This window comes from Burkholderia sp. WTPI3, assembly GCF_021483755.1.
GTDB lineage: Bacteria > Pseudomonadota > Gammaproteobacteria > Burkholderiales > Burkholderiaceae > Burkholderia.
On sequence record NZ_JAGIXF010000048.1, the window covers coordinates 1 to 12,462 of the forward strand.

The 12,462-nt window shown below is 68.2% G+C and carries 13 protein-coding genes; 8 read left to right on the plus strand and 5 right to left on the minus strand.

Going from position 1 to position 12,462, the window contains the following annotated elements:
* The first annotated feature begins 419 nt into the window (after positions 1 to 419).
* Together J7024_RS23560 and J7024_RS23565 are read left to right on the plus strand one after the other, a co-directional pair.
* Positions 420 to 1,214, plus strand: a complete 795-nt coding sequence (locus J7024_RS23560; RefSeq protein ID WP_390679185.1) for a hypothetical protein — start codon at positions 420 to 422, stop codon at positions 1,212 to 1,214.
* Positions 1,215 to 1,332: 118 nt separating this feature from the next.
* Positions 1,333 to 1,926: a flavin reductase family protein gene (locus tag J7024_RS23565; protein WP_124825961.1), complete on the plus strand. Its 594-nt coding sequence runs from the start codon at positions 1,333 to 1,335 to the stop codon at positions 1,924 to 1,926.
* A gap of 40 nt (positions 1,927 to 1,966) precedes the next feature.
* Here the strand turns inward: J7024_RS23565 and J7024_RS23570 are convergent, their stop codons facing one another.
* The gene (locus J7024_RS23570; RefSeq protein ID WP_175796522.1) at positions 1,967 to 2,863 is read right to left on the minus strand and encodes a LysR family transcriptional regulator; all 897 of its coding nucleotides are present in this window, start codon (positions 2,861 to 2,863) and stop codon (positions 1,967 to 1,969) included.
* 97 nt (positions 2,864 to 2,960) lie between these two features.
* Between J7024_RS23570 and J7024_RS23575 the strand changes: the two genes are divergently transcribed.
* Genes J7024_RS23575 through J7024_RS23585 form a run of 3 tightly spaced genes read left to right on the plus strand, consistent with a single transcriptional unit; the run spans position 2,961 to position 5,970 of the window.
* A complete protein-coding gene (locus J7024_RS23575) occupies positions 2,961 to 4,259 on the plus strand; it encodes a CitMHS family transporter (protein ID WP_124825959.1) in 1,299 nt (432 codons plus the stop codon).
* A gap of 38 nt (positions 4,260 to 4,297) precedes the next feature.
* A complete protein-coding gene (locus J7024_RS23580) occupies positions 4,298 to 5,659 on the plus strand; it encodes an acyclic terpene utilization AtuA family protein (protein WP_175796521.1) in 1,362 nt (453 codons plus the stop codon).
* The gene (locus tag J7024_RS23585; RefSeq protein ID WP_124825957.1) at positions 5,659 to 5,970 is read left to right on the plus strand and encodes an AtuA-related protein; all 312 of its coding nucleotides are present in this window, start codon (positions 5,659 to 5,661) and stop codon (positions 5,968 to 5,970) included. The genes J7024_RS23580 and J7024_RS23585 overlap by 1 nt, the downstream gene beginning before the upstream one ends.
* Positions 5,971 to 5,995: 25 nt before the next feature.
* Here the strand turns inward: J7024_RS23585 and J7024_RS23590 are convergent, their stop codons facing one another.
* Both J7024_RS23590 and J7024_RS23595 read right to left on the minus strand, forming a co-directional pair.
* Complete coding sequence (locus J7024_RS23590) at positions 5,996 to 6,817, minus strand: carbon-nitrogen hydrolase family protein (RefSeq protein ID WP_124825956.1); 822 nt, start codon at positions 6,815 to 6,817, stop codon at positions 5,996 to 5,998.
* A gap of 252 nt (positions 6,818 to 7,069) precedes the next feature.
* On the minus strand, positions 7,070 to 7,966 hold the full coding sequence (locus tag J7024_RS23595; RefSeq protein WP_233409961.1) for a helix-turn-helix domain-containing protein: 897 nt from the start codon (positions 7,964 to 7,966) through the stop codon (positions 7,070 to 7,072).
* Positions 7,967 to 7,981: 15 nt separating this feature from the next.
* Here J7024_RS23595 and J7024_RS23600 point away from each other — a divergent pair, with 15 nt between their 5' ends.
* Positions 7,982 to 8,767: a hypothetical protein gene (locus J7024_RS23600; protein WP_234745540.1), complete on the plus strand. Its 786-nt coding sequence runs from the start codon at positions 7,982 to 7,984 to the stop codon at positions 8,765 to 8,767.
* Positions 8,768 to 8,809: 42 nt separating this feature from the next.
* On the plus strand, positions 8,810 to 9,634 hold the full coding sequence (locus J7024_RS23605; protein WP_175751204.1) for a topoisomerase IV: 825 nt from the start codon (positions 8,810 to 8,812) through the stop codon (positions 9,632 to 9,634).
* Positions 9,635 to 9,770: 136 nt separating this feature from the next.
* Here the strand turns inward: J7024_RS23605 and J7024_RS23610 are convergent, their stop codons facing one another.
* On the minus strand, positions 9,771 to 10,700 hold the full coding sequence (locus J7024_RS23610) for a phosphatidate cytidylyltransferase (protein WP_098549107.1): 930 nt from the start codon (positions 10,698 to 10,700) through the stop codon (positions 9,771 to 9,773).
* A 33-nt stretch (positions 10,701 to 10,733) separates the two neighbouring features.
* Positions 10,734 to 11,381, minus strand: coding sequence for a lysophospholipid acyltransferase family protein (locus J7024_RS23615; RefSeq protein WP_124825955.1), 648 nt, complete (start codon positions 11,379 to 11,381; stop codon positions 10,734 to 10,736).
* A 457-nt stretch (positions 11,382 to 11,838) separates the two neighbouring features.
* Here J7024_RS23615 and J7024_RS23620 point away from each other — a divergent pair, with 457 nt between their 5' ends.
* Positions 11,839 to 12,444 (plus strand): CDP-alcohol phosphatidyltransferase family protein, encoded by a 606-nt coding sequence (locus J7024_RS23620; protein WP_124825954.1) that lies wholly within the window; start codon positions 11,839 to 11,841, stop codon positions 12,442 to 12,444.
* Positions 12,445 to 12,462 lie beyond the last annotated feature (18 nt).

Sequence of the window (12,462 nt, forward strand, 5' to 3'; positions counted from 1 at the left end):
TTAGTATTATTGATAAATGCGCATTAATCGATTTGGTATTTGAGGTTGCGGGATTGGCGTATTGCCGGATTCGTAATAATTCAGCGCGATTTTCGGCCGAATTTCGGAGGCGGCACATTCGTCGTCGATTGATCAATTGATTATTTAATGAATCGAATCGCGCGATACGGGGCTGGCATGTTATCGCGCGCGTCGCGCGAGACACGCCAGCGTGGGCGAGGGCGTTCGCGACGTACGACACGCGGCTCGGCAAGCGGAAACTGTCGTTCCAGCTGAACGTGAAGAACCTGTTCAACCGCACGTACTACCCGTCGAGCGTGAACCGCTATTTCGTCGCGGTCGGCAATGCGCGGCAGGTGTCGTTGCTGGCCACGCTGCAGTTCTGAGCGGGCGATTCACGCAATCGCCGCGCGTCGCGCATCACGGCGCGTGGCTTCGGAGAAGAACCTGATGAACCGGAACATGAAGACCGGCGCCGTGCGCGTCGTGGCCGCCGGCACGCGGCGTCGCGCGTTGCGCTCGCGCCGTGCGCGGGCCTGTCCCTGTCGGCAAGCGTCCCGGCCTTCGCCGCCGATACCGCCGTTGCAGCGCCGGCCGTCACGCGCGTCGCGATGCTCGTGCAGTTGCGCGGACCGAACCTGACGGTCGACGAACGGATCGGCCAGCATCTCGGCGAGCGCGGTTACGCGGTGCGCCTGATCGACGAGAGCGCGACGCCCGACGCGGCACGCGATGCCGACCTCGTCATGATCTCGTCGACGATATCGTCGACGAACGTGCGGCCCGGCTGGCGCACGCTCGACAAGCCGCTCGTCACGTGGGAGAACGACCTGCTCGACGATCTCGCGATGACGGGCAAGCGCCACGACGTCGATTTCGGCGAAACGGGCAAGGAACGCTATCTGTGGCTCGTCAACGCGCCGCATCCGGTCTCGGCCGGCCTGCCGGCGGGCGCGGCCAACGTGTATGGCAAGCAGGCGCCGATGAGCCGGGGCAAGCCGGGGCTCGGCGCGATCACGATCGCGACCGTGTACGGGCAGCCGGACAAGGCCGCGATCTTCGCGTACGGGGAGGACGCGACGATGGACTATGAAGCGCTCGCGCCGGCGCGCCGCGTGATGTTTTTCCTCGATAACGACACGTTCGCGAACCTGTCGCCGGCCGGCATCGCGTTGTTCGATGCGGCGATCGACTGGGCGGCTGGGCGGCGCTGACGGTGCGCGGCCCGCGCCCGCGCGCACGGCCAGCGAAGACCGGCATTGAATGCGAGAATGCGGCCTTCGACCGGCGCGCCCCGCGCCGTTTCTTCGCGCCGCTTTCCAGGAAATTCGTATGGACAGTCATATCGCTCCGGTGGAGCTGAAGAAAGCCTATCGTCTCCTCAATCACGGCCCGACCGTGCTCGTGTCGGCCCGCCACGACGGCGTCGACAACGTGATGGCCGCCGCGTGGGCATGCGCGCTCGATTTCCTGCCGCCGAAGCTCACCGTCGTGCTCGACAAGTCCGCGAAGACGCGCGAGCTCGTCGAGCGCAGCGGCACGTTCGCGATCCAGGTGCCGACGGCCGCGCAACTGAAGCTCACGCATGCGGTCGGCAGTCACAGCCTTGCCGAGCGGCCCGACAAGCTGCGTGAAGCGGGCGTCACGTTGTTCGACGTCGAAGGCCACGACCTGCCGTTCGTTACCGGCTGCTCGGGCTGGCTCGCGTGCAAGCTGATTCCGGAGCCGCACAACCAGCAGGCCTACGACCTGTTCATCGGCGAAGTGGTGGGGGCGTGGTCGGACACGCGCGTGTTCCGCGACGGCCACTGGTACTTCGAATCGGCCGATCCGGCATTGCGCAGCCTGCACTACATCGCGGGCGGCAACTTCTATGCGATCGGCGAATCGATGCACGTCGATCCGGACCGGACTGATCCGCAGTAGGCGCTGCGGCGGTACCGTTCCGTCATCCGAAGCGCGCGGCTCACGCGCGCTTTTCCAATTCCGCCAGCATGACTTCCGCGAACGCCTGCGCGACGCGCGGCAGCGTGCGCCCGCGCTTTGCGACGAGCGCGATCGGTCGCACGAACGCCGGGTCGTCGATCGGCTTCACGACGAGGTCGGGTTCGGCCCGCACTTCGCGCGCGGTCGCCGGCAGGATCGTCACGCCGAGGCCGCCGCGCACCATCGCGACGGCGGTCATCATGTAGGTCGGCTCGCACGCGATGTCGGGCGTGCAGCCGGCCGTGTCCAGCGCGGCATCGACGACGCTGCGCACGCTCGTGCCCTGCGCGGTCAGCACGAGCGGCACGGCGGCGACGTCGGCGGTGCGCACGCGCCGCTTGCGCGCGAGCGGATGATCCTTCGGGCACACGGCGACGAGCTGGTCGGCGCCCGCATACAGTACGTCGAGCGACGCATCGAACGCATCGCCGCCGGTCAACCCGAGATCGGCTTCCTCGTTGCGCACCAGCGCGGTGACGAGGCTCGCTACACCGTCGCGGATCTCGAAGCCCGCGCGCGGCACGTCGCGCCGGAACGACTGGATCAGATCCGGCAGCAGGCTCGACGCGAACGTCGGCAGACAGGCGAGCCGCACCGTGCCGCTCGCGCCTTCGCCGAGCGCGCGCGCATCGCGCAGCACGCGCTCCATGTCGTCGAGCGAGCGTTGCAGCAGCGGCAACAGTTCGCGCCCGGTCTGCGTGAGCGCGACGCTGCGGCTGTTGCGGTCGAACAGCCGCGCGCCGACGATTTCCTCGAGCCGCCTGATCTGCACGGTCAGCGCCGGCTGCGACAAATGCAGCCGCGCGGCCGCGCGCGTGAAGTTGCCGGCGTGCGCGACGGTGACGAAGGCGCGGATGTCGCGAAGGTTCAGATCCATAACGATTCGTGATTGCTGCGATCAAATCATTTCAATTGTGCTATCGCTGCGCCGACCTTACGCTCGTCTCCAACAAAAGACAAGGTAGGAGACACCGATGCTGCCGTTACTCGGGCTGGGCACGATCGTCGTGCTGCTGGCCGCGATTCTGTCCAAACGCATGTCGCCGCTCGTCGCGCTGATCGTCGTGCCGATCGCGGCGTCGCTCATCGGCGGGTTCGGGCTGCATACGAGCAAGTTCGTGATCGACGGGCTGAAGAGTCTCGCGCCGGTCGTCGGGATGTTCGTGTTCGCGATCCTTTATTTCGGGACGATCACCGACGCCGGCATGCTGGACCCGATCATCGACCGCATCCTGCGCGCGGTCGGCACGCGGCCCACGCGCATCGTGATGGGGACGACGCTGCTCGCGCTGCTGATTCACCTCGACGGCTCGGGCGCCGTCTGCTTTCTCGTGACGATTCCGGCGGTGCTGCCGCTATACGACCGGCTGAAGCTGGACCGCCGCGTGCTGGCCGCGGCCGTGTCGATGGCCGCGGGGATCAACTTCCTGCCGTGGACGGGGCCGATGATCCGCGCCTCGGCGTCGCTGCACCTGCCGGTGTCGGCGCTGTTCAATCCGCTGATTCCGGTGCAGGCGATCGGGCTCGCGTTCGTGTTCGGCGTCGCGTACTGGCTCGGGCGGCGCGAGGAGAAGCGGCTCGGCCTGTCGCGCAACGACGCGTCGATTCCGCTGCCGAAACGCGAGCTGACGCCCGACGAGCAGGCGCTGCGCCGCCCGCACCTGTTCTGGTTCAACCTGGTGCTGACGCTCGTCGTGCTCGGCACGATGGTCGTGATGGGCGAGAAGATTCCGCCGGCGATCATGTTCATGGTCGGGCTGTGCGTCGCGCTGATGGTGAACTACCCGGACGTCGACATGCAGCGCAAGCGCATCGACGCGCATGCCCGGGCCGCGCTGATGATGGCCGGCATCCTGTTCGCGGCCGGCGTGTTTACCGGGATCATGCAGGGCAGCGGCATGCTGAAGGCGATGGCGCAGGCGGCGGTCGGCTTCGTGCCGCCGTCGATGGCCGGCCACATTCCGGTCGCGCTCGGCCTCGTGTCGATGCCGCTCAGCATGCTGTTCGACCCGGACTCGTTCTACTTCGGCGTGCTGCCGGTGATCGCCGAAGTGGCCGGCCAGCTCGGTGTGCCGGCCGTGCACGTCGGGCAGGCCGCGCTGCTCGGCCAGATGACGACCGGGTTCCCGGTCAGCCCGCTGACGCCCGCGACGTTCCTCGTCGTCGGCCTGTGCGGGATCGAGCTGGCCGAGCACCAGAAGTTCACGTTCCCGCTGCTGTTCGGCGCCTCGATCGTGATGACGATCGCGTGCGTCGTGCTGGGCATCTTTTGATTTTTGCCGGCGCGCGTGCGCCGGACGACGGTACGAACATGACAGCAAAGCCTTCACATCAACCGTGCGTGCGCATCGGCGCGGGCGCCGGCTACTCGGGCGACCGGATCGAGCCCGCGGTCGAACTGGCCGAACACGGTCGGCTCGACTATCTCGTCTTCGAATGCCTGGCCGAGCGCACGATCGCGATCGCGCAGCAGGCGCGCCGCAAGGACCCGGCGCTCGGTTACGACCCGCTGCTCGACGCGCGCATGCGCGCCGTGCTGCCGGTGGCCGCGGCCAGGGGCGTACGCATCGTGTCGAACATGGGCGCGGCCAATCCGCGCGCGGCGGCGCGGCGCGCCGCGCAGATCGCGCAGTCGCTCGGCCTCGCGGGGCTGAAGGTCGCGGCGGTCGAGGGCGACGACGTGCTCGACGTCGTGCTGCGCGGCGCGTTCCGTTTCGAGGAGTCGGGCGAAGAGGTTGCCGCGTATCGCGAGCGCATCGTGTCCGCGAACGCGTATCTCGGCGCGGCGCCGATCGTCGACGCGCTCGCGGCCGGCGCGGACGTCGTGCTGACCGGGCGCGTCGCCGATCCGTCGCTGTTCGTCGCGCCGCTGATCCACGCGTTCGGGTGGCAAATGGACGACTGGGACACGCTCGGACAGGCCACGGTCGTCGGTCATTTGCTCGAATGCGCGGGGCAGGTGACGGGCGGCTATTTCGCGGACCCCGGTTACAAGGACGTGCCGAATCTCGCGCGCCTCGGGTTTCCGATCGGCGAGGTCGAAGCCGACGGCTCGGTCACGATCACGAAGGTGCCGCATGCGGGCGGCCGCGTGAGCGCGGCGACCTGCAAGGAACAGCTGTTGTACGAGATTCACGATCCGGCGCGTTACCTGCAGCCCGACGTGGTCGCGGATTTCACGCGGGTAACCGTCGAGGAGGACGCGACCGACCGCGTGCGCGTGGCGGGCGGGCGCGGCACGGCGCGCACCGACACGCTGAAGGTATCGGTCGCGTACGTCGACGGTCATATCGGCGAAGGGCAGATCTCGTACGGCGGGCCCGGTGCGCTGGCGCGCGCGCGTCTCGCGCTCGAGATCGTGCGTGAACGGCTCGCGCTGACCGGCGTGGCCGCGACCGAATTGCGTTTCGACCTGATCGGCGTCGATTCGCTGTATGGCACGGCGACGCCTGCGGTGCGCGGCGAGCCGGCCGAGGTCCGCATACGGGTGGCCGGCCGCGCGGAGAATGCGGCGGAGGCCGCACGGATCGGCAACGAAGTCGAGACGCTTTATACGAACGGGCCGGCCGGCGGCGGCGGCGCGTTCAAGTCGACGCGCGAAGTGATCGCCGTACAGTCGGTGCTGTTGCCGCGCGCGGCCGTGACGCCGTCGTTTTCATTCGTGGAGGCGTGATGCAACTGCGTGAACTGGCGCATGCGCGCACTGGCGACAAGGGCAATACGCTGAACGTGTCGGTCATCTGCCGCGATCCGCGTGATTACGACCATCTGCGCGCGCATCTCGATGCACAGGCCGTGAAGACTTGGCTCGCGGGCATCGTGCATGGCGATGTCGTGCGCTATGAGTTGCCGGCGCTCGCCGCATTCAATTTCGTGTTGCGCGATGCGCTCGGCGGCGGCGTCACGCGTTCGCTCGCGCTCGATGCGCACGGCAAGTCGGTCAGTTCGGCGCTGCTGGCGATCGACGTGCCGGCTCCGGTATGACGATGCGGCGCGGCCGTGCCTGCATTCACGGAATCAGCAGTTCACGCCGGCCGTCCGCGTGCTCGATGCGCTTGCCGCCGATGTGCAGGCGCTGGTCGGCGCGATAGTCGTAGAGCGCGCGCGACGCGGCGACCTGCTCGAGATCGAGTTCGACCGTGTGGCGCGATTCGCCGTTGCCGGCTTCGAACATCAGGTTCCCGAACGGATCGGCCGCGAGGCTGCCGCCCGCGAACACGACGTCGTGCGTGCCGCCGCCGACGCGGTTCGCGACGACCGCGAACACCTGGTTTTCCATCGCGCGCGCCGAGACCGACGTGCGGTGGACCTGGCGGTACGGCTCCATGTTGCCGTCGGTGACGAGGATCAGCTGCGCGTCGAGTGCCGCGAGCGCGCGGCCGCTTTCCGGGAATTCGCTGTCGTAGCAGATCAGCAGGCCGATCCGCGCACCGCGCCATTCGACGGTCGCGTAGCGGTCGCCGGGCAGTACGACGCCGCGCTCCGACACCCACAGATGCGTCTTGCGATAGTGCAGCGCAATGCCGTCCGGCGTGACGAACACGGTTGTGTTGTAAAAGCGCCCGCCGTCGTTCTCGATCAGCCCGACCACCACCGCGACGTCGCGCGCCCGCGCGGCCGCGATCACCGCGCCAACGCTCGGGCCGTCGAGCGGCTCGGCCACGCGCTCGAGCTCCGATAGATCGAGAAAGCCGGTGAGCTGCGCTTCCGGAAACATCACGATGTCGGTGCCGGGCGCGCAGGCCGCGATCGCTTCCAGCGTGCGTTGCAGGTTGTAGCGCGTGTCGCCGTCGCGGCCGGCGAGCTGGACGATGTCGAGCTTCAGTTTCATGAGTGATTTCGCAGAAAGGACCGGCATCGATGCCGGGATGTCCGAGTATGCGCTGAACGGCCGGTTTTCCCATCCCGCCGACGCGTTAACCCGTCCGGGGTATTGATCTCGTGGCGGTGCCGCCGGTTGCGCAGCATTTGCGAACGCCGCTCCCGGAGCGGGCGGCTGATCGCGGGTGCAAAGACGGACCTGACATGAAGCCGGCGGCCGAGCTGGCGCCGGCGCTGACGCCCGGGCGGCGCGGGCCGTGCGTCATGCGGGGGACTGCGCGTGCAGGAACAACGAGAACAGTTCCGACTGCGAATTGATGTCCAGCTTCGCATAGATGTTGCGCCGGTGCACCTTGACCGTTTCCGCCGAGATCGCCAGCTTGTTGGCGACTTCCTTGTTCGAGCGGCCGCTCAGGATCAGCCGGATCACGTCGAGTTCGCGCGCGGTGAGCGGCGTGCCGAGCCGCGCCATCGCGTGCTCGAAGCCGCCGCGCACGGCGCTGCCGGCCCGGCGCGGCGCAGCGGGCTCGGCGGGTTCCGGTTCGAATGCGAGCCGTTGACGCATCAGGCCGGCGACCCACGGGCGGATCAGGTCGAGCAGTGCGACCTGCTCGGGACTGAAGCGCCGCTTGCTGCCCAGCGACAGGCACAGCGTGCGCGTGCCGTCGAGCACGACGTTGAACTGCACCTCGTCTTCGACGATGTTGTGCGTGAAATACAGCGTGTAGTACTCGGTATCGCGAAAGCATTCGGGCGCGACGTCGGACAGCCGGAACAGGCCGCTTTTCGGGGCATCGCGGTTCGCGATATAGAACGGATCGAGCTGGTACAGCCCCTGCACGTAGCCGCGAAAGAGCGGGTCGGGGCCCCCGCCTTCGTACGGACATTCGGCGAACACCTGCGGGCGGTCGTCGCCGAACATCAACGCGACCCAGCTGTCGATCGCGACGTATTCCTCGATCAGCCGGATCAGCGCGAGCCAGAAACCGGGCTGGTCGAGCGACTCGACGAGCCGACCGACCGACCGGTGCCAGGCGACGTCCTGCAAGCTCAGGTTCATGCGTGTGTCCATGTCGGGCCGGACCGGCGCGCCGCGCGCTTGCGATGCCGCACCGAGCGTGTACGCTACGGGCTCGCGTGCGGCACGGGCCGCGCGCATCGACCGGATCCTGGAATGAAGAACGAAATCGTAACGCCGGCCGGCGCGAATGGCGAGGCCGTGCGCGGCCGCCGGTTCGCGGCGCTTGCCGTGTGCGTCGCGCTGGCGGGTGCCGGAGCGGCCGCCATGCATGCGGCTCACGCGGCATCGTCCGGGGCGTGCGACGAACGGCTCACGCAGCTGGTCGTGCCGGCGCTGCGGCACACCGCGTTCGACCGGCGCGCGATCCATGCCGAACCCGCGGCCCTGACCGGTCAACCGGAAGGCGTGGAGGGCGTCCGGCTGTTCGTGACGCCCGACCGTCGGGGCACGCCAAACCGCGACGCGACGATCGGCTGGGTCACGCTCGACACGCATGCGCTGCGCGCGCTCGACATCACGCGCGATCCCGAGCGGCCGGACGTGCTGAAGATCGACCGGCACGCGCTGTCGCGCTATGTGGCGGCATGCATCGCGCCGCCGGCCGCACCCGCCAACACCGCCGCGGCCACGCCCGGCGCCGTCGATTGCGACGCACTGAACCGCCGCGCGCAGGCACGAGGCGACTACGTGACGGGCGGCGACGCCGGGCGCGTCGTGACGGGCAAGGGCCGGTTGCCGCTCTTCTCCGCGCCGGACGACGCGTGCCGGATCGACGGCCTGTTCATCGTCGAGTACGATCACGTCGACGCGCGGACCGAATACGGCCGGTTCACGTCGGTCACGTATCTGAACCCGCGCACGCACGGCACGGCCGACGGCTGGGTGCGGAGCGCGCGGCTGAAACCCGACGGCACCGGCATCGCGCCGCGGCAACCCTGATCGCACTCCCGCATGACCTTTTCCCTCGAATCGAACGCCTTCATGAACGTCCCGAACCCGAAAACCCGCGTCACGCCATTCGCGGCCACGCTCGCCGTGCTGTCCGCGCTCGCGGTGTTCACTGCGCTCGCGGCGGTGTCGCCTGTCCATGCGGCCGAGCCGGTCCATCCCGAGCGTCAGCTGCAAAAGTTCATCCGCGACACGTACGGCACGTGGCGCGCCGACCGCAAGGGCTGGCAGTCGGATGCGGGCGACTTCATCTACGCGTCGTGCGGCTCGCTGCGCGTCGCGACGGCCGACGGCCCGCGCACGCTGCTCGCGATGTGCGGCGAGACCGAGGCGGCCGTCCAGAACGGGATGCCGGGCATGGATTCGGAAGGCACGACGGGCACGATCGACCTGTACGTGCTGAAACCGACCCAGGACGGCGCCACGCTCGAGCCCGTCGTGAGGAAGACGGACATCGCGTCGGGCAAGGGCGGCGACCCCGGCACCGTGCGCATCGAGCGGCTCGGCCCGCACCTGTTCGGCTTCGTGATCGGCGAGGGCATCACGCTGCAGGGCTATACGCAGGCGAGCCGGTCGATCTGGCTGCCGCTCGGCAATGCGATCGTCGAAGCCGCGCCGCGCATCAACGAAACGATGGACAACAGCGGGTCGCTCGATTGCGGCAACGCGAAGTCGCATTGCGAGAGCCGCACGTTCGCGATCGTGCCGGACACGGCGGGCACGGGCGACGTCTATCCGCTGACGGTCACGGAGACGGGCGAGCGCGGCGGCAAGGACATCCATGCGCGCTACACGGTGAAGTTCGACGCGACGCGCGGGCGTTACGTGGTGCCGAGGGCGCTGCGGGAAGGGTACTGAGCGGGGGCGCAGGCCGATCGGCGCGGCGTGGGGACGGGCGGCATGGCCCGGGCGCGCGACGTGAGTGCGGAGCCGGCCGCACCGCCGCGTGGATGCCGTCGCCGGCCGGTTTCCCTCGATGCGTCCTTGCCGCGCATCATACGTACAGATAGCGCACGAGGTGGAAGAACACCGGCGCGGCGAAGCAGATCGAGTCGACGCGATCGAGCATTCCGCCGTGGCCCGCGATCATCGAACCCCAGTCCTTCGTGCCGAGCGAGCGCTTCACGGCCGACAGCACGAGTCCGCCGACGAAGCCCGCGATCACGATCGCGAGCGAGATCCCGAACGCCGCGCCGAAGCTGAACGGCGTCACGCGATACAGCGACGCGCCGCACAGCGTCGCGAGCAGGCCGCCGCCGATGAAGCCCTCGACCGTCTTCGACGGCGACAGGCGCGGCGCGATCTTGCGCCGTCCGAACAGCTTGCCGACCACGTATTGCAGCACGTCGCTGATCTGCACGACGAACAGGAAGAAGAACAGCAGCAGGGCGTTCTGTCCGGCGTAGTGCGGAATGTCGAGGATCAGCACGGCCGGCGCGTGGCTCAGCCCGTACACGCACACCATCAACGCCCAATTGATCTTCGCGTTGCGGCTCAGGAATTCGCGCGTGTCCTGCGTGAGCGCCGACACCAGCGACATCGCGAAGAACAGGTGCACTGGCACGAAGATCGAGTACATCCCGTACCAGTTGATACCGAGCAGCAGATACTGCACCGGAATCGCGACGAAGAATGCGATGAAGAGCGTCGTGTGGTCGCTCGCGGTGGTCGGCGTGAGCGTGATGAACTCGCGCAGCGTCAGGTACGACAGCAGCGCGAACACCAGATACGTGACGTTGTTGCCGAGGCCGATCGCGATGACCATGATCGCGATCATGGCCCACCACGCGCGGATGCGCTGGTTCAGGTTGACGATCGTCGCGCTGGTGCCGCCGCTGCGTGCGCCGAGGATCGCGCCGATCAGGGTCGCGATCACCAGCACGCCGGTGACGCCCGCGACCAGTTCCCAGAAGAGAGTTCGCATGGGGATATCCGGAAAAGGGAGAGGGACGCGCGTTCAGCCGGCCGGCCGCTGCGGCGGCGCGAGCGCGACGATCGCGTCGCGCATGCGGGCGAGGAAGGTCGGCTTGTCTTCGTCGGCACCGAGCGCGTCGTCCGCGCCGAAGTGCACCTTGCAGATCAGCGGCACGGGCCAGATCGCGCCCTTCGGCATGATGCGCTGCAGGTTCTCGAGATAGACGGGTGTCAGCGCGACGTTCGGAAACTCGGTTGCGAGATGGAACAGTCCGCTCTTGAACGGCTGCGGCAACATGTCGGCGCCGCGCGTGCCTTCCGGAAAGATGATGATCGAGTGCCCTTGCCGCAGCGCATCGCGCACCGGCTCCAGCGGATGGCCGCCCCGCGGGTCGCCGCCGTTTTCGCGGTGACGGTCGATCAGCACGACGTTCAGCAGCTTTTGCGCGATATGGCGCTTCAGGTCGCTGCTGTCCCAGTAGTCGCGCGCTGCGACGGGCCGCACGACCGCGCGCACGTCGCGCGGCAGCGCGGCGAGGATCGCGAGCGTGTCGATGTGGCTCGTATGGTTCGAGAAGTAGATCTTCTGCGTCGACGACGGCGGCGCCTGGTGCCAGACCGGATACGCGCCGGCGACGAGTCGCACGATGGACAGCAGGAAATCGCGCTGCCAGACGTTCAGGATGTTCATCGGCGCGGCGCCTCCTGCGTGCATGCCCGCGCGGCCGCGCAGGCGCGGCAGGCGGAATCCCGGAATGCCGGCGCGGCTGGATGCGCGCCGGACGGCCATTGTTCAAGTTTTTTCAAATTCGTGGCTGCCTGTCGCAGGGCCGCAGGGCCGCGATAATCGGACGATTCGCGCGACGTTGCTTCGCGGCGAATGCGCCGGTCGACGGCGTGAAAATCGGCTGTTGCACGAGCGCCCGTGTGCAGTTCGAACGGATGACTGCGCTCACGGCGCCAGCGGATTATCGCGAGTTTCCGCCGAAAACGCCAGATTGCCCGGCGCGGCACGGCCGGCGTGCGGCTTGACGCTTCGGGGCCGCTCGGCGACGATACGACCACCTGTCGACAGCCGCCGCCGGCGGTTGCGCTGCCCTGGGCAGGGCGGTTGCAAACGTGTCCGGACGTGCAGAACCAATAAAACGATGAGCCTCTACGCACTCAAACCGAAATTCCAGAATCGTCTTCGTCCGTTCGCGGATTCGCTCGCCGAGCGCGGCATCACAGCCAATCAGGTCACGCTGTTCGCAGCCGGCGGCTCGATCGTCGTCGGCGCGCTGGCCGGGCTCGGCGTGTTCGCGCGCGTGCTGTTCCTGCTGATTCCGATCTGGCTGTTCGCACGGATGGCGCTGAACGCGATCGACGGCATGCTCGCGCGCGAGCACGGACAGAAGAGCACGCTGGGCGCGTACCTGAACGAGCTCGGCGACGTCGTGTCCGATATCGCGCTCGTGCTGCCGTTCCTCGCGATTCCCGCGTTCGCTCCGGCAGACGTCTGGCTGTTCGCGCTGACGGCGGTCATCGTCGAATGCGCGGGCCTGATCGGGCCGCTCGTCGGTGCGACGCGCCGCTACGACGGCCCGTTCGGCAAGAGCGACCGCGCGTTCGCGCTCGGCGCATTCGCGCTGTGGATCGGTTTCGGTTTGCCGGTCGGCAGCGTCGCCGCGTGGCTGTGGCGGCTGCTGATCGTGCTGTCGATCGTGACGGCGGTGCGGCGCGTGCAGGCCGGCATCGCCGAAGCGGGCGGTTGACGGCGGCAGGCTGATCGG

Coding starts and splice junctions, on each gene's coding strand:
- J7024_RS23615 (WP_124825955.1), bottom strand. CDS start 11,381: ATGAACATCCTGAACGTCTGGCAGCGCGATTTCCTGCTGTCCATCGTG.
- J7024_RS23585 (WP_124825957.1), top strand. CDS start 5,659: ATGCAACTGCGTGAACTGGCGCATGCGCGCACTGGCGACAAGGGCAAT.
- J7024_RS23565 (WP_124825961.1), top strand. CDS start 1,333: ATGGACAGTCATATCGCTCCGGTGGAGCTGAAGAAAGCCTATCGTCTC.
- J7024_RS23570 (WP_175796522.1), bottom strand. CDS start 2,863: ATGGATCTGAACCTTCGCGACATCCGCGCCTTCGTCACCGTCGCGCAC.
- J7024_RS23620 (WP_124825954.1), top strand. CDS start 11,839: ATGAGCCTCTACGCACTCAAACCGAAATTCCAGAATCGTCTTCGTCCG.
- J7024_RS23595 (WP_233409961.1), bottom strand. CDS start 7,966: ATGCGCGCGGCCCGTGCCGCACGCGAGCCCGTAGCGTACACGCTCGGT.
- J7024_RS23600 (WP_234745540.1), top strand. CDS start 7,982: ATGAAGAACGAAATCGTAACGCCGGCCGGCGCGAATGGCGAGGCCGTG.
- J7024_RS23590 (WP_124825956.1), bottom strand. CDS start 6,817: ATGAAACTGAAGCTCGACATCGTCCAGCTCGCCGGCCGCGACGGCGAC.
- J7024_RS23605 (WP_175751204.1), top strand. CDS start 8,810: ATGAACGTCCCGAACCCGAAAACCCGCGTCACGCCATTCGCGGCCACG.
- J7024_RS23610 (WP_098549107.1), bottom strand. CDS start 10,700: ATGCGAACTCTCTTCTGGGAACTGGTCGCGGGCGTCACCGGCGTGCTG.
- J7024_RS23575 (WP_124825959.1), top strand. CDS start 2,961: ATGCTGCCGTTACTCGGGCTGGGCACGATCGTCGTGCTGCTGGCCGCG.
- J7024_RS23580 (WP_175796521.1), top strand. CDS start 4,298: ATGACAGCAAAGCCTTCACATCAACCGTGCGTGCGCATCGGCGCGGGC.